16 protein-coding genes are annotated in these 21,301 nt (G+C 40.7%); 4 read left to right on the top strand and 12 right to left on the bottom strand.

The annotated features are described in order from the left end of the window. Nucleotides 1-34: 34 nt before the first annotated feature. The 11 genes from ACHA99_RS11560 to ACHA99_RS11510 form a co-directional block, all read right to left on the bottom strand. Nucleotides 35-3,142 carry an EAL domain-containing protein gene (locus ACHA99_RS11560; RefSeq protein ID WP_393942836.1) on the bottom strand — a complete coding sequence of 1,036 codons (3,108 nt, stop codon included), beginning with the start codon at nucleotides 3,140-3,142 and terminating at the stop codon, nucleotides 35-37. Nucleotides 3,143-3,728: 586 nt separating this feature from the next. Continuing rightward, nucleotides 3,729-4,979, bottom strand: coding sequence for a response regulator (locus tag ACHA99_RS11555; protein WP_393942834.1), 1,251 nt, complete (start codon nucleotides 4,977-4,979; stop codon nucleotides 3,729-3,731). Beyond that, a complete protein-coding gene (locus tag ACHA99_RS11550) occupies nucleotides 4,972-6,561 on the bottom strand; it encodes an ATP-binding protein (protein WP_393942933.1) in 1,590 nt (529 codons plus the stop codon). Before ACHA99_RS11550 ends, ACHA99_RS11555 begins: the two co-directional genes overlap by 8 nt. Before the next feature lie 3 nt (nucleotides 6,562-6,564). After that, entirely contained in the window at nucleotides 6,565-7,641 is a 1,077-nt protein-coding gene (locus ACHA99_RS11545) for a histidine kinase dimerization/phospho-acceptor domain-containing protein (protein WP_393942832.1), read from the bottom strand. Between the two features lie 32 nt (nucleotides 7,642-7,673). Beyond that, entirely contained in the window at nucleotides 7,674-8,882 is a 1,209-nt protein-coding gene (locus tag ACHA99_RS11540; RefSeq protein WP_393942830.1) for an EAL and HDOD domain-containing protein, read from the bottom strand. Nucleotides 8,883-9,469: 587 nt separating this feature from the next. After that, entirely contained in the window at nucleotides 9,470-10,075 is a 606-nt protein-coding gene (locus ACHA99_RS11535) for a hypothetical protein (RefSeq protein ID WP_113941432.1), read from the bottom strand. Nucleotides 10,076-10,171: 96 nt separating this feature from the next. After that, nucleotides 10,172-11,209 carry an acyltransferase gene (locus tag ACHA99_RS11530; protein ID WP_113941433.1) on the bottom strand — a complete coding sequence of 346 codons (1,038 nt, stop codon included), beginning with the start codon at nucleotides 11,207-11,209 and terminating at the stop codon, nucleotides 10,172-10,174. Nucleotides 11,210-11,211: 2 nt separating this feature from the next. Continuing rightward, nucleotides 11,212-12,609, bottom strand: coding sequence for a hypothetical protein (locus tag ACHA99_RS11525; protein WP_105250504.1), 1,398 nt, complete (start codon nucleotides 12,607-12,609; stop codon nucleotides 11,212-11,214). 193 nt (nucleotides 12,610-12,802) lie between these two features. Beyond that, on the bottom strand, nucleotides 12,803-13,153 hold the full coding sequence (locus tag ACHA99_RS11520; RefSeq protein ID WP_393942931.1) for a YkvA family protein: 351 nt from the start codon (nucleotides 13,151-13,153) through the stop codon (nucleotides 12,803-12,805). Nucleotides 13,154-13,202: 49 nt separating this feature from the next. Then, complete coding sequence (locus ACHA99_RS11515) at nucleotides 13,203-13,961, bottom strand: helix-turn-helix transcriptional regulator (protein WP_393942827.1); 759 nt, start codon at nucleotides 13,959-13,961, stop codon at nucleotides 13,203-13,205. 24 nt (nucleotides 13,962-13,985) lie between these two features. Next, a complete protein-coding gene (locus ACHA99_RS11510; RefSeq protein ID WP_393942825.1) occupies nucleotides 13,986-14,528 on the bottom strand; it encodes a YbhB/YbcL family Raf kinase inhibitor-like protein in 543 nt (180 codons plus the stop codon). Nucleotides 14,529-14,998: 470 nt separating this feature from the next. On the opposite strand from ACHA99_RS11510, the gene speFL reads away from it, so the two are divergent. The 4 genes from speFL (at nucleotide 14,999) to ACHA99_RS11490 (ending at nucleotide 20,284) form a co-directional block, all read left to right on the top strand. After that, nucleotides 14,999-15,115, top strand: coding sequence for a leader peptide SpeFL (speFL, locus tag ACHA99_RS11505; protein ID WP_100199882.1), 117 nt, complete (start codon nucleotides 14,999-15,001; stop codon nucleotides 15,113-15,115). A 321-nt stretch (nucleotides 15,116-15,436) separates the two neighbouring features. Then, nucleotides 15,437-17,599 carry an ornithine decarboxylase SpeF gene (gene speF, locus ACHA99_RS11500; protein WP_105250508.1) on the top strand — a complete coding sequence of 721 codons (2,163 nt, stop codon included), beginning with the start codon at nucleotides 15,437-15,439 and terminating at the stop codon, nucleotides 17,597-17,599. Nucleotides 17,600-17,685: 86 nt separating this feature from the next. Then, nucleotides 17,686-19,005, top strand: a complete 1,320-nt coding sequence (gene potE, locus ACHA99_RS11495; RefSeq protein WP_105250509.1) for a putrescine-ornithine antiporter — start codon at nucleotides 17,686-17,688, stop codon at nucleotides 19,003-19,005. Nucleotides 19,006-19,129: 124 nt separating this feature from the next. Further along, nucleotides 19,130-20,284 (top strand): porin, encoded by a 1,155-nt coding sequence (locus ACHA99_RS11490; RefSeq protein ID WP_393942822.1) that lies wholly within the window; start codon nucleotides 19,130-19,132, stop codon nucleotides 20,282-20,284. 373 nt (nucleotides 20,285-20,657) lie between these two features. Here ACHA99_RS11490 and ACHA99_RS11485 read toward each other — a convergent pair whose 3' ends face one another. Next, nucleotides 20,658-21,218: a gluconokinase gene (locus tag ACHA99_RS11485; protein ID WP_393942820.1), complete on the bottom strand. Its 561-nt coding sequence runs from the start codon at nucleotides 21,216-21,218 to the stop codon at nucleotides 20,658-20,660. Nucleotides 21,219-21,301: the final 83 nt, after the last annotated feature.

Here is a 21,301-nt window from a genome sequence, read left to right as displayed (position 1 = left end):
TTAAAGCCAGCTAAAAACTCTCTGTAACTTGCTATTAAAGATGCAATTCGTCCATTTGCTTGAATTCATGTTTAATCTGTTGATATTGCGATGGCCATTCATCGTACCAAAGAGCAAACTCCTCTACAGGCATAGGCCGAGCAATGCCGTAGCCTTGGCACAATTGGCAGCCCAATTCAGCTAAACTTTTACCATGGGCAATGGTTTCAACACCTTCAGCAATCACATTAAGATTAAATACTGACGCTAAGCGGATAACACCCTCCACGATACGCCAATCATCTTCGCTATCGAGCATGCCTCGCACAAAACTCTGATCAATTTTTATCGTCGATATGGGTAATTGGCGTAAATACGTTAACGACGAATAACCTGTACCAAAATCATCTAGGGAAAAATGGACACCCAAACGCTTACATTCCTGAAGGATCTCAATTGCCAATGTCATATCTTCAATGGCGGCACTCTCTAAAATTTCCAATTCTAGATCCGAGGCCGTCAAATCGGGATATTGCATTAACGTCGATTTTAAGAATGCACTAAAGTGTTCAGCCAATAGCTGCCGAGCGCTCACGTTAATACTTACTGCTATCGGACGACCACTCTGTTGCCAATTCTGCCATTGCGCTACTGCAGTATTGATAACCCATTCACCTAAAGCAATTTCAAGATCACTGCCTGCAATATCCGGTAAAAACTCACTCGGACCGACTATACCTCGCAGTGGATGACGCCAACGAATTAAGGCTTCCGCACCAATAATTTTACCGGTAGCGAGATTCACTTTTGGTTGGTAAAACATCACAAATTCATGACGTTCAAAAGCTGACTTAAGTTCTTCTAACCAAGTTCTCCGAGCAATAATGTTACGATCAATGTCAGGATCAAACATTTGGAAACGATTCTTACCTGCCGATTTTGCCATATACATGGCTTGGTCGGCATGGCGCAATAAAATGTCGGGGTCAACGTTATCCTCTGGATACAAACTCACGCCAATACAAGCCGTTAAACAAAGATTTATATCGCCGATTGATATCGGCTGATCGACCGCCGCCAGTATTCGTAATAGTACTTGAGTACATTCTTCCTCAGACATCATCTCAAATAAGATAACGAACTCATCGCCTCCTACCCGGGCCAACGTATCTTGCTGCCGAATCACCACAGACACATTATTTGCAATCGCGATCAACAGTTGGTCACCAACCTCATGGCCATAACGATCATTGACCACCTTAAACCCGTCAAGGTCCATAAAACACACGGCACAGAGACTGCCATTACGTTGAACATGGGCAATCATTTGCTGAAAACGGTCTAAAAGTAAGCGACGATTTGGTAATCCTGTGAGTGCATCATAATTTGCCACGCGATCTAACTCAGTCTCATGGGTCTTTAATAACGTGATATCGACTTGAGTTCCTGAAATCATCAACGCTCGACCTTGACTATCCTCTTCAACGACTCGCCCCTTACACAATATCCAGCACAGCTCGCCAGTCTTTTTAATGCAGCGCACTTCCAACTCTATACTGCTTGTTTTATGGATGAGATGTTGTAAAACCTGTTGCTCTATATTTTGCACATCTTCGGCATACACATATTGGCGCCAATTATTAACCGTCAGCTTCATCTCGCCAGCTTGATATCCCAAAATGGCTTCAAATCTTGGGCTGATTTGCACTTCTCCAGTAACAGCATTCCAGTCCCAGAATCCTTGTTCAGAACCTTGAATAACCCTTTGCAATTGTGCTGTTTGAGCCGCTAGTTGTTGTTGAAGCTGTCGCGCCTGGGTAATATCTTGCACTGTACCGTGCAATTTAAATATCTTACCGTGCGGATCACGCTGTGCTTGACCCCTAGCCATAATCCAACGATGGGCACGATTAGGATCTAGCAACTCAGCTTCGCATTCATACTCTTCTCCCGTATGCACACATCGCATCACCAGCGTACTTAACGCTTGCCAACTCTCAGGAGTAAATAATTTCTGCACTTGTTCTATCGAAGGGGCAGCTTCTTTATATGGCAAGCCATAAATCACAAAAACCTGTTCAGACCAAGTATGCGAATCAGTAACTAAATCCCACTCCCAACTGCCAATCCCTGATAATTGTTGTGCTTGTTTTAATCCCAACTCACTAATGAGTAAATGTTCAGCATTTTTTTCTTGAGTCGTGACATCCCTTGCTATTCCAAATAAGCCACAAATTGCACCTTGAGCGTCAAACACAGGACCTTTGGTCACTTGAAAAATGGCTGCTTCACCCTGAATATGTAAATACTCTTTATGTGTGGTGACCATTGCGGATACTAATACAGTGCGATCTTTTTCTTGGATAATATCAATAGAGTCAGCATCAAAAATATCAGTGTCATCTTTGCCCAAGATGTCACTCATACTCTTGCCGACAAAGGTAGCGGCACCTTGGTTGACCAAAATATAACGCCCCGCCAAATCCTTAACAAAAATACCATCGGTTGTTTGAGAAACCACAGAATCGAGCAGTTGATGATTCACATCCAATTTCTGTAATGAAGCACGTAAATAGCCGCTTAGTGCACTGATCACTATGCCGTAAACACTTAGACTAATAAGCTGTAACCAATCTACAGAATGAATATTGTCGAGACTATTGGCGGTTGGATGAAGATAATAGACACATAGAACAGAGAGACATGTCGCGACTAATCCGGGGGCGAATCCGCCACCAATAGCGCTTAATGAAATAGGCAACATAAAAATCAGCAATAGTAAGCGCTGGTGCTGCTCAGCTGAAAGCGAATTGGCAAACCATAGCGTTATCAGCGTAAAACTCAATATCGCAATGTATTTAAGCCATGAGATATTGCTTATCGCTACAGAGCGAGCAAAGGTTATTTCTAGCAAATTACCCGATGGAGCATTATGACGGTCAGGAACGGCATTCAGAACAAAAAGTAGGATAAAGGCACTGGTAAATACAAAGAAAAAACCTTTAGCGAGGGATAAACGAAACACAGTTTCAGTGTCCGTAAAGACAAGCAACAATTGATCGGATAAAAAGATCCATCCAAGCGCTGCAAGCGCATAAATAGCCACAGCTAAAATAATATATTGAGTCCGAGATTTATGATTATGTACAGTATTGTCAACCATCCTAACTCCATCACAACTAGCGCCATCAAAACGACTCCCTTGATCTATGATTGACACTAACGCCAACCAACAATAGGTGGTCATTCCACAGATGAACATCATATTCAAGCTAAAGACTATAACTTAAAAAACATCAGTATAATCTAATAAAAACCCGAAAGAACAATGTACAACATAAAATGTAAATCAAATACATGCCTAAAATATAGCTATCAGATATTAAACTGCAAACAGTATCTAAAAATGATTATTGAGCGTTCAATCGTTAACGATAAAAAGCGATATATAGCTAACTTACAGTAAATTTTCTAAGTAAATGCACAGCATATCTGGCTCACAGTGCGATTAAAATCTAAAATCCCTGATGTAAATCATTAGAAACTCAGTCACCACATCGCATTTCTAACTCACCAACTAAGATGAGTGCTGAATCAGCTATGCTGACATAAAACCTCTACCTCCAAAACATAAAAAAACCATAATTTAAATACCTAAAAAGGTAGATATTACGGGTAAGGATATAAGCCCATACCTGTGAGGTTAAAAGAAAAATATACAAGCACTATTAAAACCCATGTCTATAGAACTATCGCAAATGCAATGGAATATCATACTTCCTAAAAAGCTTGATTATCGAATCCTTATATAGTGGTTTGATAATGTAACCTTTAGCTCCTGCAGCTATTGCCTGCTGAACTGATGACTTATTTTTATTCCCAGTCAACATAACAATGGGCGTAATTGCATTTATTCCATTAGACTTATTAATGTGATTAATAATATAAAACCCATTAGTATCAGGAAGATTTATGTCCATTAAAATAACGTCATATTTTTTCTTAGAAAGTAAATCTAACGCCATACGTCCAGACAATGATGTATCAAGTTCAATGGCATACGTTCTAAGAAGCATAATAGTTAAATTCAAACTAATGTGATCATCCTCAACAATTAACATCTTTGGCACTACAGGAACTTCAACTGATACAAGAGAATTTTTTGACTCCGAATACAATCGATTATACGTGTATTTAGTATCAGGCACGGTTGGAGCTGCCTTGTTGCTAACCTCAATATGCTCCTGTTCTGGCAAAGGGGCTTCTGCGACCGTCGCCACATTTGATACATCAGTAACAACAAGTTCAAGTAAGTGCAACGCCTTACTTTGTAGTTTCAACAAAGCTGGTCTAATTTCATTAGAACGAATAAATGATAATATCTTCTTCAATGAAGCCAGATCTAACTCAGCGGTTCTATTACTTGCAAGGTGCGCTTCTGCCATATCTAATGATTGCTCGATTTCAATCAAACTTAATTCAAAGCTATGTTCTAAATCCTTCTTACGCTGAACACCTTTAAGGACAATCTCCTTGATGTGCGAAGAGTAGTTATCTTGCACATTTACAAACTCTTCTACTTTTTTATATTTTCCTCTCAACCCAATTTCCCGCAATAAATGTGTACATATTATAATTGCTCTATGCACTTCATACATTGGTCTAGCGATTAAATAATCATTAATCACACCACTACGATAAGCCTCGTACGCTTCTCTTTCTTGATGTTTTGGAATAAGAGAAACAACGGCATGCTCACATATTTCTACAGCCTGCAATTCCTCTATGGCTTCGTAATAAATAAGTAAAGTTTCTTGTAAAGTTTCAGCAGCAACAAGAATCACTTTGGGGGTTGATTGTTTGATTTGCTCAACAAGCTCAGCATTCGTTTTAATCACATGAATACGAGAAAAATGACGAATTAGAACACTTATCAATAATCTATCATTATCTTGATCGTTCGTATAGAGAACGATATGCTCAAAATTGACTCTATCCACTAGCATTACTCCTTTGCATAAAAAACTCAATTAACGCAAATAAATCATCATCAACCTCTTGCCAACATTTTAAGATAACTTTGTAATCAATAGCATTGTTACGCGAAACACGCTCTAGTTCTTGGCAAGATAAATTTAATTTTTTTGCTCCTATGTAAAGAGAATTACTTTTAAGGGTATGGCTAATTGCAGTAATAATACGAAGATCATTATCCACAATTGCAGACCTTAATGCTTCACGCTTAACAAGTAAATTACTGTAATATTGCTCTAAAAAAATAGATAACTCTTCATCGCTTATATCTTCACCTACAAAATTATATATATCTGATAAGTTGACTATCTGTAAGATGTCTACTAATTCCTGCGGTGCTTCATCACAACAGAAAAAACTATTATCAAAAGAAGTATTATCAGTTTTAACTGTAGACTTTTTTAAACTTGCATTATTTGACAAAGTGACTTTTACTTCATCTAAAAGGCCAATCAAATCATTCAACGTCAGAGGCTTTACAAGTACGCGATTTGCTCCAGCCTGCAAACATTCATCTTTACATATGTCGCCATTATCAGCGGTCAACATCACAATAATCGATGGCGCTAATTCCCGATATCCTTCAACTTCTCTAATGACGCCAATGAGGTCTGAGCCCGATATATTTGGCATTATCACATCAGAAATAACGACATTTAATTTATTTGTCTTAAAAAGCTCAATTGCTTGCATCGGATCTTGAACACAGGAAACTATGACTCCAACAGATAATAACTGCTTTTCGATGACAAATAAGTTTTCTTGACAATCATCAATAACTAACACACTAATATTACTATAATCAGCACTATCCGAAGCCTGCTCGTCAATAATATTCAAATAATTTTTAACATTAACGAAATCAGTTACTGATTGAATTCTGAGTGGTGGATATGAAATCACTTCGTAGTCGGAGTTAGACTTAGAAAGTGACACTCTCCTCAACTCTGCAACTCTTTCTTTTCTTGTAAAAATACTAGTTACAAATTCATTCTTTGAGATAATATCATTTTGATTCAAGTCAATAAAAAGTATTGAGCTTTCAGTTTCAAATTCCAGTAATTCATTACTTGGTAAATATAGCAACTCGAAATCAAGCTCTTTGGAATATCTTGAAACTGATTCGTGAAAAATCGAACTGTTAGTATATGCTGTTACTGAAGCATCAATATCAGAACGATAGGAGCCGCTTACATCAGGTGCCGTAAAGTGACTATCTAAAGCAAAATCAATAACAAAATAGAAAACGCTACCATCACCGATACGACTAATAACCTGAAGGTCACTTCCCATTGAACGGCATATACTTTTACTTATGTATAGGCCTAAGCCAACACCACTATACTGACGGTAAGAATTTGATGATGCCTGCTCATACTTACCGAACACTTTTGATTGTTCCTCTTCAGTTAAACCGATACCATTATCAATAACAGAAAACTTTAGTTTTACATTTTCGAATGACTGTTCCAGAACTTCTACTTCTAATAGAATCGACGAGTCAATTTTATTGGAAAACTTAATTGAATTGGAGATTAAATTATAGATAACTTAATTTAGTTTAACTTCATCACAAATAACCCTGCGATTAAAATTTAATGGCATAAAAAAGTCTAAATTAATGTCTTTTTTATCTGCTTGAAGGCTAAACGCATCAACAACAGATTCGCCTAACAACCTAACATCTACCGAATCATTTTTAACATCTGCACTACTCTCATTTGTCTTTTTAAAATCCAACATACTATTAATGAGTAATAAAACTTGTTTTGAAGTACTGAATGCGACAGATAATAACTTCTTATCCTGTGCCCTTACATTACCTAAACTGAGCTCAATTAAGCCTAGCACTGCGTTTAATGGTGTTCTAATCTCGTGACCTAGAGTGGCAATAAAATCACTTTGAAAGCTATTCAATTGTTCCAGCTCTGAACATTTCTCTATTAATACTTTTTCTTTCTCATATCGTTTAGATTCATCTATAATTAACCCAAACCGAGTTCCATCATCAAGGAAGAAATCTCTATACTCAAAATACAACCCTGATTTAGTTTTAAAAGATAGACATATTTTTTTATTAGTTGCACATTTATATCTAAACCACTTCATAATTCTATAATTATTTCTACCAACAACCTCATAGCTAACAATATCTTGAATTAAACTAAAAAATGACTTGCCAATATAATTATCAAAATGTAAATATGGGAAAAGGTATTTAACCCTGCCACCAATAAAATCAATATTGCCAAGACTATTTACGACAAGAACACCATCTGAAGTAATTTTCTGATATCTAAAGTCATCACCCGCAGGATTCTCACACCTAAATTGGCCATACTCGAAACTTTTTGTTATTGGCGCATCATGTTCTACGACACAGAGAACAATAAAATTTTTATTTGCCATCTTTAATAGGCTAAACTTTAAACAGTTACTTCCTATCATTAAGCATTCATTAGGCGTGATATTCTGTTTAATCTTTTCAAAATGCTGAATTATTTTTTTCTTGGCATTTTTTAAAAAATTATTATTTGAGAAAATTTGATTCTCGCCTAACCACTCCACCTCAGGTGATAACATAAATGCACAAGAATCAAACAAGTCTAAATCAATACCATTCATCATCGCATATCCTTATTGCAAACTAGCATTCATTACTACTGAACTGAATTTTTATACTGATTAAACCAGCTATACACTTTATCACACGCTGAGATGAGCCTCTCAGGATCAATATTATAATTATCAATGAAATAATCGACAGTAACCCAATCACCTTCCATATACGCCAGAGTAAGTTGTAAACAATGAGCTAGGTATCCATGATTATTAAGTAAAGCACGCTTTATTTGCTGTTCAAGAGGAAGCGGCTCTATCGCTCTGTTCATCGGTTTATCTAAAATGGCATCTAAAGTAGATAATAATCCAGTCAAAAATGCTGACTCTTTCAACAAAGGAAATCCCATTAATGATATTAACTCTTCACATAACCGAGCCCTGATTATAGTATTATTAATTAACACAACTGGTTTATTGGGGTTAAGTTCAGCCAAAATAATGAGACTTACAAACTTACGAAGTTTATTTTCACCTAAAAAAACCATAGTCTGCTTAATAGAGGTAAATTCATTCACATGCTCAAACTGACTTGAATTGACATATCTTAGTAATTTATAAGTAAGATCTAAATCTTGAGAAAAATAATTTTCAAGTTTTTTATAACTAAAATCAGACTTAAAAACCTCATTATAAATAGACATAACAAAATGTTGTGTAGCACCTATTTCACTCCCCTCTATGAGTTCTGGCTTATAAAAATAATAACCTTGAAAATAATCAAAACCGAGTGACTTAGCTAGCCTATACTCTTCCAATGTTTCAACTTTCTCTGCAAGTAGTTTTAAATTATACTGTCTAAATTTAGGGATCAGATGAGAAACACTATCCAAAGGCGTTGAAATTATATCAATTTTTATAAGTTTAAAAAAAGGAAAAAAACGTTCCCACTCAGGAGAATAAACAAAGTCATCTAAAGCAAGATAATAACCCAAGTTAAATAACTCTTTAATTAAAATAAAGTTATCCTCGCTTGGGCTAACAGTTTCCAATACCTCAACAATAATATTTTTGTATGGGAACATGTATAATAAATGGTCTCGCAAGAAATGAGATGGAAAATTAATTAATGCTGGCTTCCCTTCGGTTAAATCCTCTAGATCCATACTTAAATAACTATTTACAAACACTTTAGCTGTAGCAACATTGTCTGTAACACCCTGTGGGAAATAGTTATCCCGGCTATTTCTAAAGAGCAACTCATAAGCAACAACGTTTTTATTTCTATTCAGTATAGGCTGTCTTGCCATATAAAAGCGCATAGTTCACCTCTTCCCTTTGGGTCACTTAACTTTATAATCATTAGTGAATCAGTCCTTTAATTTTTCAGTCTAGACCTAGGTGCACCATCTTTCAACTGCACTTTTCTAGCCTAGACTATAAATTAGCAGAAGTAGTGATTAAATCCGGTTTAAATCTCAGATTTATGTTTAATTTAGGTGAATATTTAAAAAATTATCCTCAAGACATAAATACCTATTTTTAGGTATAACCATCTTGTTTATCCATAAAAATTAAGTATTAAATGAACCGCAATTCTAGTATTCCGCAACACAATAAAATGAATAAAAAGAACACTTAAAACTGAAAAAAACTATTATTAATCCTTTTAGACATAATGGACTTATTGGCTTATTGGCTTATTGCCAGTTAATGGCGTCATTACATAGCAGTGATACTAGATGAAGAACTTACCGCACTAGGGTTTGCTGGCGAGGATGTCACAACGATTTGACTGGATTTGATGCGAGGCTGAGCCCGTGTAGTGTCGTTATCCACATAAACGGGCAACATAAGCAGGTGATGAACACCATTTTGAGCTAGCTTAATAACAACACTAGTCGTGTCCCCAAGGTTTGGGTGGTAATGCTACTGGCTGGGTAAGATCAAAATCGACTTTAAAATCGCGGTTTTCGCGCGTAAGTTGATAGCTAAACGTTGTTGGCGTAATTTCCATGTGCCACACATTCGTGATCGACTGGGTTAGTCCATTCTTGACGAAGTTATCGATAGATTCCCTATCGATTGGAAATGACTGTTTCTGTACTGTCCCATCATTCATAGTGTCACCGCCATACATGGTCACAGCATCTTCACTTCCATCCTGATGGCGATGGTCGTGCTTCAACTTAAGCCCTTGCTGCGTTTTAGTCAGCACCCAAGTACGCGAGTGGTCATCACCCACATGGAACGGGATCTTAAGCTCAGTGTCGCTACATTCACGCACGTGCATAATTAACGACTTGCCGCTAAAGGCCGAATCAGCCGTGTCACCCGATACCACTTTTCCCGCAAAGGCTTGGCCACAATGGGCCGCGATTTGTGCGAAAAACGTATTCTGCGTCTTGGTGGATAGCGACTCAACTTGAGCGGCGATGGATGGCAACGCGATAAAAGACAAACTGATAAGCCCGAGGCTCGGTAGGGTAATGTTGGGATTCATTATGTTCTCCACTTTTTTAGATGGAAAACACCCTAACACTAGGAAATAAATTCAAACTGAATTTCACCTAGTGTTAGTGATGATAAACCAAAGTGATTACCAGCCGATATAAGTACGCGATCGATTACCCAGACGCTTTTTGATAAAGCGAGCCGTCATAATACTGCCTACCATCATAAAAATGAAAATCCCAGCGGAAAAGAGCACGCTAGTCACAGCAGAACCTGGTGGGAAGCGGAAACGCATTACGGTTGCAGCCGTGTTAAATAGCATATCGAAGAGTGGATGAATAAAGAAAATTGCAAAACTCATCTCGGCGACTTCGACTAACCAAGGCAAACGACTTCGTCCCGACAACCATTCACAGAAATTCAGTACTAATACACATAAACAAAGTTTCTGAATAAACTGCCAATCGATACCGTTGTACTCAAATGGTGCCTTATGATAGTTACCAATATGCTGCACTATGTAAGTTTGTTCGACTAAGCTAACCACTAAAAAAATCATCGCTAGTGCGGTGAAAATAGAGCCAAAGCGCGTCACAATATGTTCATCTTGCGAATATAAAATACCAATCAAGTAGAAAGGTACAAAATACACGACTGAGTGGATGAAATTGACGTTGCCTATAGGTCTATGCAATAGGATTGCTACCACACAGCTCAGTACAAATAGTGTCCAACGCATCTGCTGCGAGCAACGGATAAACCATAAAAAAATCGGCGAGAATAAAAACACCGCCATGATGAAGGGAATGTACCAGTGCGGATACAGAATATAACCGTTACGCACAGTATAAAAAATACTCAGCAAGACATTATCGAGCGGCTGATGCTCCATAAATATCCAGCGCAAACACAAACAAAATAGACCTATCAATGACACAACTAAAAAAGGATAAAGTACGTTTTGTACTTTGTTCTTCATAAACTTGCTGTAGTCGAAATCCTTATAAAAAATGCGATGGAAAAAGTATCCCGAGATAAACACAAATAACGCCGTGCCACCACGCAATAGATTTTCCAGCAACAGCGGGAAACCTTCACCAGAGTTGTAAATACTGTGGCCAAGCACGATAAAGATAATCGCAATGCCACGCATGTAGGTAAATTCGAGCTGATTTTTTCTCATTATTAATTCATCGCACAGTAGAGGGTTCTTCCATCAACAACGCTCGCAGAAACCCTAATAGTTCCATGGACTTCCGCTTCGTTGAATACCAGATACTGACCCTCACGCTGAAAGGGGAATGCTAAAGGTAACAGAGTTGCCGCCTCAATGCCCTCACAAAAATTTTGTACTGGAACATCGAGTAATGGACTGCCACTCACTGACAAGTTACTAAATTGCGCGCTCATCCCTAAATAAGCTTGAGTCATTTCCTCTTGATAGGGCACTACATAAAAGCCAGAACGTACGTCACCCACATCAATAAAACTGCTACTATCGCTCACGCTCGGCATAACCAATAACGGCACTTTTGGATCCTGCACATTCAACAACAATTGAGACAGTTTTGCTTGAGTGGCAGGGTAATACGCTAGCATCTCCTGCAGCTGTTTCTTTTGTTTAGTGTCTTTCTTGTCTAACGGGGATACTGGCTTTACGCGGTTCAGTAGTAAATCCACAGGCAACATACCCGACATGACCGACTCTTTCCATACATAAGGGTCTTGAGTGCTATCCAACAATATGCCCGCCAGAGCGCCAATATTTGCCGCCTCAGCCGTCCAACCAACCCACATCTTCTGCTGTTGATAATAGTCATACACATATTTTGTCAGTATTTGCTGATAACCAAGTAAAGTTTGATTTTGACTCAACACACGCGCACCAGCGGCCAATTCCACGTACTTAGCGCTGCCTTCAACAAGATCATTGATGTAACCGACTCGATCTTCATTCGGCGCAATTTGGCGCCATTGCTGCAACCAATAGGCTGCATAGCTAAGATGTAATGACTGTTGTTCAGGTTGTGCCAGCGCCGCCATTAAGGCATCAAATAACTGTAAACGATAATAGCGAGCATCGAAGTTGAGCGGAAAGACCTCACCCTCATAACGCTTACCGTCTTCTAATACTCGCCATTCGGATTGGGCATAAAAATGGAAGGCTTCATGCAAGCCATTGCTCGCCCAGATTAAAAAAGCTAAATCCGTTGGCTTAGTGTCGCGAGTAAATTGGATGTTCGGCACTTCGAGCTGGATCAATACGCCTGGCTGGCCATTATATTGCGGAAAGCCGAAACTCACCGATAGACCCGAGTGCAGATTGACCGACTCTAACACACTGTTATCTTGGATTATTTCGCCACCAGGCTGTCGAAGCCAGACATTACCACCATAACTAAAGAGGTGTACTTTATCTTCAAGGCGAAAACCAGGCCACAAAGCTTCGCTCTGGCGACTATTCTGTGCCATAAAATCGAGGTAAAGACGGGCGAGTTGTTCCGGAGAGGCCTCATCGGCAAACGCGGGGGTAGCGGCAGAGACACCTAAAAGCCATAGGATCACTACCATAATATTTTTCATTTATCTGCCTAAACAAACACAAGGGGTTTACAAAACAGCGCTAGCATATAGCGCAATCAAGCAATAGTGAAACATTTGCAAAAAAATATTTTTACCCCAGAAAATCTCAGTCAAAACCAAATCAACGACTCCTAATGAAATCATATTTTTAGCACAATTTTGCATCACTTAGGCGATTGCGTTCGCAATAGGCTTAAGTCTTAGGTTCGGTCGGCTTATCTCCAAACCACAGTGCGAGTTTATCCGCCGCAAGGGATTTCACTTCATCATCGATATATAAGGTCACCATAGTCAGGGCAGCGGCAAGAGCACCTAAATCATCGGTAAAGCCAACTAAAGGAGTCAGATCGGGAATCGCATCTAAAGGCAAAATAAAATACGCTAACGCGCCGTAGATGACTGACTTAGCCCACTTAGGCGTATTGGGTTGTTGCGCTGCATAATAAAGCCATAGTGCCCGCTCGATGACCTCTCTACCAGCTTGACGGCTAAAGAGTTTGATCTTGTTCCAAAATCCGCTGTCAGTAAATTGATCATCCGCCATCATATTTCTCCAATACCCTAAAGTTGTTTGGGTATACACCCATGCCACTTCACAGTGTACGACGATAAGCCGCAGGGGTCAGGCCAAATTGTTGCTTAAAACGTAAGGAAAACTTTTCCGCAGATTGATAACCACAGGCCAAAGCCACTTGCAATACTGGCTCGCTCGAATTCTGCAACATGGCTAAACCATGGCAAAGCCGCACTTCTGCCAGTAACTGCCTAAAACTGGTGTCTTCTAAGGCCAATTTACGCCTAAGGCTTGCCGTGCTCATGTGTAACTTGTCGGCAATATCCTCCTGCTGCCATGATGCCGAAGGACTCACACTCATCAAGGCCAAGGCCGCTTGAGTCACGCTGCGTTGGGAGTGTCCATACAACCAGTTCACACTGCGTTTATCCGGCAAACTTAACAGTAACGCGGCCAAATAATGCAGTTGAACAGGATCGGCCAGAGACAAGGTCAAACTCTGTAATAGCGCATTCCAAGCTAAGTCCACAGCGCGGGATACGTTTTGGACTGGCATAGGGTCACGCCAATCGGTAGCGCTTGATAAAATACCTTGAGGTAAATCGTGAGGGAGTAATAACTGCACCGCCCGATAACGCCCAAGAAAAGGTCGATTAACAAAACTAATATGCGAACCAGCAGGAATTAACAGTAACTGCCCTTGGCCTACTAAAACAGATTCATCTTGCCAGAGCAGAGACTTTTCACCATAGATAACCCGAATAATCGACGGCTGATGTACAGGGACTTGAGATAAAGATTGTGCCTGCTTCGAATCATATTCAAACATACGGATCATGACACCAGCCTAATTATCAATGGATTATCGATTATATACCGCAGTCAACTTGGCGCTGCCGAGCGCTTGTGCCCTGAGCATAAAGCCCAATAAGGCAGGGCTAGCATCCTTTGGCAATTCTAAAGCACTGGGTAATGCCCACACAGTAAATTCATACCTGTGAACGCCATGACCTTGGGGCGGGCATGCGCCACCAAAATTTGTAGTACCAAAATCGTTCTTCAAGGCAATGGCGCCTTTGGGCAGTGCATCAACATGCGAGCCCGCACCTTGTGCGAGCGAAGTTTGCGCTAAGGGTAAGTTATATATGGCCCAGTGCCACCAACCGCTGCCCGTTGGTGCATCAGGATCATAAGCTGTCACTGCAAATGCTTTAGTTCCTGTGGGCACCTCAGTCCAAGTCAGTTGCGGCGAAATATTTTCCCCTTGGCAACCAAAGCCATTAAACACTAATTGCGATGTCAGTTTATTGCCCTCGCTCATATCTTTGCTCGTTAATGTCATAGCACTTGCTTGTCCAACGAATAACCCAAGCACTAAACTCGCCCCTAACCACCCTTTATTCATGTCTATCTCCTATTCATGTTCGACCTGACTCACTTTACGTCAATCAAAAAAATAACATCTGCCCTAAAACGACAACTTTCTGCCCCAAATGCTCAAATGTGAGAAAAAAGTTATCATTTTTGCATTTTTCAAGCAGGATGATGATTTTGTAACGAAAATATCTGCATAACAATGCAAATATGGAATGCGGTATAAATCGGAATGATGATTACAGCAGCCTTTAAATTAAGATTAGATATTTGAAATAAGATATTTTATGCAAATAATATTATTTAAATAATGCTGACAATATTTACTTTCATAATTTAGATAAAGATACTTAAGCATGATTGACTCAATTTAATATCGATAAATTAAGTTAAATTGACGTGCTAATTATTTAAAAATAAGACATAGGTCATGATTTTATTTATAACTCGCATATAAACTTCATTACGTAATAAAAACCTAACCGTTTTCTCTAAGTCATAATGGAGTCGTATATGAAGAGGAAATCTAAAATTATGGCGCATATCAGGCGCACACGGCATATCATGATGCCTAGTCAACGTGACTATTTCGATCACTCCTTTATCTTCCTCCGCTAACCTTAGCGTAGGTAGTAGGCCAATTAACAAGTCTAAAGTGCTATTGCCCTAATAGGCGCAAACACTTATCGTACTGTTTTCATTTGGTTTATTATCTAACACCTTAATCAAAGCATTCTTTTATCAGTGCAGTTTTACTGCGGCTAAGCTATTCATACGCTCAATAAATATATTTCTACTTATATTTATTTCGTAACTTTGGCATAACCACATTTAATCTGTGCACGGAATAGCTATATCTAATTTTCATACCATTAATGTTTTTAATTAGGTATAGGCACACTTGTATCTATTTTTTATAAAGTAAAAGGGAAATTAACTATGAAATCATTAAAAGTAGCCGCTAGCTTATCTGTTAGATCTTGTTTCGATATCGACAGAGAAGTTGTCAATGTATTAACCACAGATTTTTGCGATGTGGGCGCGGCTGTCGTCTCTGTTGATGATGTTAGAAATGGTATTGTTGAAAAGATTAAAAACACCGGATTGAAACTGCCCATTTTCGTTTCAGTTTGCTGTGAAGAAACCTTCCCTGATGATGTTTGCTCATCGATTACAGGGGTATTTGAACTCTGCGGTGATAACACTGACTTCTACGGAAAACAGGTTGAGACTGCAATAAGTAAATATGAACAAGCGCTATTGCCACCTTTCTTCGGTACGTTAAAAAAATACGTCGAAATGGGTAACTCTACCTTTGCCTGTCCTGGTCACCAAGGTGGACAATTCTTCCGTAAACACCCTGTGGGCCGCCAATTCTTCGACTTTTTTGGCGAAACCATTTTCCGCGCGGATATGTGTAATGCCGACGTGAAACTGGGTGATTTACTGATCCATGAAGGCGCTCCACTGGAAGCACAGAAATACGCTGCCAAAGTTTTTAATGCCGATAAAACCTATTTCGTACTTAACGGCACTTCGTCATCAAATAAAGTTGCGACTAATGCGCTGTTAGCGAAAGGCGACCTCGTGTTATTCGACCGCAATAACCACAAATCAAACCACCATGGCGCGTTAATTCAAGCAGGTGCTACACCTGTTTATTTAGAAACGGCACGTAATCCCTTCGGATTTATTGGTGGCATTGATGCCCACTGTTTCCAAGAGTCCTATTTAAGAGAGCAAATTCGTGAAGTCGCGCCAGAAAGAGCAGATGAAAAACGCCCATTCCGCTTGGCGATAATCCAACTCGGCACCTATGACGGCACTATCTACAATGCTCGCCAAGTGATTGATAAAATTGGCCATCTTTGTGACTACGTCTTATTCGACTCGGCTTGGGTGGGTTATGAACAGTTCATCCCTATGATGAATGACTGCTCACCACTCTTGCTCGAACTGACTGCTGAAGATCCAGGCATTATCGTGACTCAGTCGGTGCATAAACAGCAGGCGGGTTTCTCACAAACCTCGCAAATCCATAAAAAAGATAAACATATCAAAGGCCAAGATAGATATTGCAACCATAAACGCTTCAACAACGCCTTTATGATGCATGCCTCTACCAGTCCCTTCTATCCTTTATTTGCGGCGCTAGATGTAAATGCGAAAATGCATGAAGGCGCAAGCGGTCGTTATCTGTGGCGCGAAGCGGTAAAAGCGGGTATCGAAGCACGTAAGCTATTGCTCAAAAAGTGTAAATATATCAAACCATTCGTGCCAACAATGATCGACGGCCGCCTATGGCAAGACTATGAAACCGAACAAATGGCCGATGACTTACGCTTCTTCGAATTCGAACCTGGTCAGAAATGGCACTCCTTCGAAGGTTATGAAAAAGGCCAATACTTTGTTGACCCTTGTAAGTTCTTATTAACAACACCGGGCATAGATGCTGAAACTGGCAAATATACCGAATTTGGTATTCCAGCGACTATTCTGGCTAACTTCTTACGGGAAAATAATATTATTCCAGAGAAGTGCGACTTAAATTCGATTTTATTCCTGATGACACCTGCGGAAGATATGGCCAAGATGCAACATCTGGTATCACAAATATCTCGTTTCGAGAAATTAGTCGATGAAGATGCGCCATTATCTGAAGTATTACCTAACGTTTATAACGCCAATAAAGCCCGTTATAAAGACTATTCTATCCGTCAACTCTGCCAAGAAATGCACAATCTTTATGTCAGCCATGACGTAAAACAACTGCAGAAAGAAATGTTCCGTAAAGCACATTTCCCTACAAAAGTGATGGACCCGCAGGAAGCAAACCTAGAGTTTATTCGTGGCAAAGTTGAATTAGTCCCACTCTCGCAAATTGAAGGAAGAATTGCAGCAGAAGGCGCACTCCCTTACCCACCAGGCGTGTTATGTATGGTGCCAGGTGAAATATGGGGCGGTTCTGTTCAGCGTTATTTCCTTGCCCTTGAAGAAGGCATCAACCTATTACCTGGATTCTCACCAGAACTGCAAGGTGTTTATCTCGAAAATACCGCAGACGGCAAAATTCAAGCAATGGGCTATGTACTAAATAAATAATGAAGACTGACTGCAGAGTTTATTAACCCCACTCTGCAGTCAAATTCATGCCTCCTATAATAAGTCACCTAAATTAGGTTATTAGTATGAGTAAATCAGAAAATAAAATTGGCGTCGTCCAATTAACTATTATCACCATAGTCAACATGATGGGTTCGGGCATTATTATGCTGCCAACCCAATTAGCTCAAGTCGGTACTATCTCCATTTTATCTTGGTTAGTAACAGCAGCAGGGTCAACGGCCCTCGCCTTCGCCTTTGCTAAGTGCGGTATGTTCAGTAAAAAATCCGGTGGTATGGGCGGTTATGCCGAGTATGCCTTCGGCCGTTCTGGCAACTTTATGGCCAACTACACCTATGCCGTCTCGCTGTTAATCGCCAACGTCGCGATTGCCATCTCTGCCGTGGGTTACGCTGCCGTGTTGCTGGAAGTTAACTTAAGCCCGATGGCAATTTGTCTTGCGACCATTGGCGTACTTTGGTTGGCAACCATTGCTAACTTCGGTGGTGCCCGCATCACGGGTCGCGTCAGTAGCGTGACTGTGTGGGGGATTATTCTGCCTGTGATTGGCGTATCTTTAATTGGTTGGTTCTGGTTTGACATCGACCTCTATAAAGGTGCATGGAACCCGCATGATATGCCATTCTTCAAAGCGTTAGGCGGTTCTATCGCTATGACTTTGTGGGCGTTCCTCGGTTTAGAATCGGCCTGTGCAAACTCAGAAGCCGTCGATAACCCAGAAAAAAACGTACCTATCGCCGTGATGGGCGGTACCTTAGGTGCAGCAGTGATTTATATCGTTTCCACTAACGTCATTGCCGGTATTGTGCCAAATGCCGAGCTTGCCATGTCGAATGCGCCATTCGGTTTAGCCTTTGCACAAATGTTTAATCCAGTAGTTGGTAAAATCGTGATGGCCTGCGCCATTATCTCCTGTACTGGATCACTCTTAGGTTGGCAGTTCACTATTGCCCAAGTGTTTAAAGCCTCTGCCGATGAAGGATTTTTTCCGAAAATTTTCTCTAAAGTCAGCAAAGCCGATGCGCCAATCTGGGGCATGACTATTATCGTCTCGATCCAAACAGCACTATCGCTGATGACCATTAGCCCATCACTGAGTAAGCAGTTCGAAGCACTCGTTAACCTCGCCGTCGTCACCAACATTGTGCCTTATATCTTATCTATGGCCGCGCTTGGCATAATGCAAAGACAGCAAAAAGTGCCTATCAATAAAGCCCGCGTTGCCAACGTGATCGCCGTAATCGGTGCGTTGTATAGCTTCTATGCTCTGTACAGCTCTGGCGAAACCGCAGTGATGCTTGGCGCCATAGCCACCTTCTTCGGTTGGACTATTTTCGGCGTGATCTCAAACCAAGCGCCTGTTGCCGACACACGTCCAGCCTAAATACGACTAACGCATGCTCGGAAACAATTAATACCAACATCCACATCAAGACTAACGATAACTCAGGGATCATAGGCCAAGCCTATGATCCCCTGAAGAATACTTGCTCATTATCGGGGGATTTATGAATAAGACTTGTCTCGCTTTAGTGTTACCTATGCTATTAACGGCCACCAGCAGTCAGGCGGTTGAACTCTATAAAGATCAAAAAAACACCTTAGATTTAATGGGTTGGTTAGGGTTTGCAGCATTAAATGACAGCCACGATACTTCAGTTATCGACGACTCATCACGCCTAAGATTCAGCTTCGAGCGCAGCGAGAAAAATGGTTGGACCGCTTTTGCTACCACAGAATGGGGGATCAACATGGTCTCCAGCGACGATGGGCTAGTGATGCAAGGGGGCAAACTCGCCGCCGAAAAAACCGATGATTTTCTCTATAACCGCTTAGGTTATGTTGGCATGTCCCATGATACATGGGGCAACCTAAGTTTCGGTAAACAATGGGGCGCCTATTACGATGTCGCAGGTACTACAGATTTACCGAACGTATTTGCAGGTTACAGCGTTGGCGCTTACACCTTCGGTGATGGCAGCCTCACAGGTACAGGCCGTGCCGATTCCGCCTTCATTTACCGTAATAATTTAGGCCCAGTACAAATCGCCCTGCAATATGCCGCCAAAACCAATGGTGATGTCAGCCTAAAAAACGATGACGGTAGCGAGATGACCAACTCAGAACTGAGTTTTGACAGCAGCTACGGCGCCAGTATCACTTATGCGGTAACCGATAAATTTAAGCTACTCGCAGGTTTTAACCGCGGCGATTTTGAAGGCCACTTAGGCAATACTCAAGTCGATGAAACCAATGAAATTATCGGTATTGGTGCCATGTATGGTGACTACTATCACTATGCCGAAGGACGGGAGGCCAGCGGTCTCTATGTGGGCTTTAACGCTCACAAAAGTAAAAATAATGAACTGGTCAACGGCGATCTCTACGACGCCACTGGTGCCGAGTTTATGACGGCCTATCAATTCGACAACGGATTTGTGCCTATGGTTGTACTCAGTTATTTAGATTTAGACACAGATGCAGCTACGCCGATTCAAGGTCAATGGACTCGCCAATTTGCCATGCTGGGGCTGCATTATCGCTACAGTAACGACACTGTGATGTTTGCCGAGATGAAGCTAGATTTCAGTGATATGGATGATCCTGCACTTGAAGCACAGGAAGACAACAGCTTCGCAGTCGGGATTAATTACTTCTTTTAAGGCTCAAGGAAGTTTAACCAAGGTGGCTACAGCACCCATTCAACTTTGGCATTGCTTAGTCGCATGAAGCAGGACTGTTTTGAGTAACAGTCTTTAGTGACCGTTCTAATCACATGTTGAGTTAAATCATGTTTAGCAGGATAGGCAGCTCGCGTCATCGCTCATATGCGTGAGCTTATTTGAGACTGAGGTGCGGCGCACGTTCCGTCTACAAACGCTCGCCGTAACACTCATTGGATGGTACCGCAGGCTTACCATTATCTCTACGCCACTCCAAGTTAGTTTCTGGAGTGGCTTTTTTTCTAAAAAATTGAGCGGTTTAAGCCGATGTGCATTACGACTTTACGCTTGACTTCAATGGCCAACGTTGACCTTACCCTTCGCCATTTATCGCATTAATACAGCGTTGTACGACTTCTTCGAAAGTGCCATCTATGCTCACTTGGATAACGTCAGCTTCATCATTCGCGGGCATTTCCAGCGTGTCGAACTGACTCTTGAGTAGCTCAATCGGCATGAAGTGGGCTTTTCTGGCAAACATGCGTTCTTTGACTAATCCAAAATCTCCATATAGATGAATGAACACCAGCTTGCTGTTGTTCTGACGGATTAAGTCACGATACTGGCGACGCAGTGCAGAGCAGACAATCACCCCCTGCTCCCCCTTTTGCTCAATGCTATACACAGCGTCGTTGATGCGCTCAAGCCAAGGAGCGCGATCGCTATCATTGAGCGGTGAGCCAGATTTCATCTTGATAATATTGGCTCTAGGATGCAGATCATCACCATCAATAAATTTCGTCTCTAAAGCCTCTGCGACCGCGGCACCAATCGAAGATTTGCCACAACTAGAGACGCCCATGAACACATAGCTATTGCCTTTTTTTCTCTCAGTCACTTTGTTAACCTCATGCCAATTCTCGAATTTAGTCACTTCCCACTCTACCATATTACGGGTAACATGTTACCGGTAACCTACAAAAATGTGGACAACTTAACTAACAAGGAAAAGTCCTC

Source organism: Shewanella sp. S23-S33 (genome assembly GCF_043359565.1).
GTDB lineage: Bacteria > Pseudomonadota > Gammaproteobacteria > Enterobacterales > Shewanellaceae > Shewanella > Shewanella oncorhynchi.
This window is presented reverse-complemented; position numbering and strand designations above follow the sequence as displayed.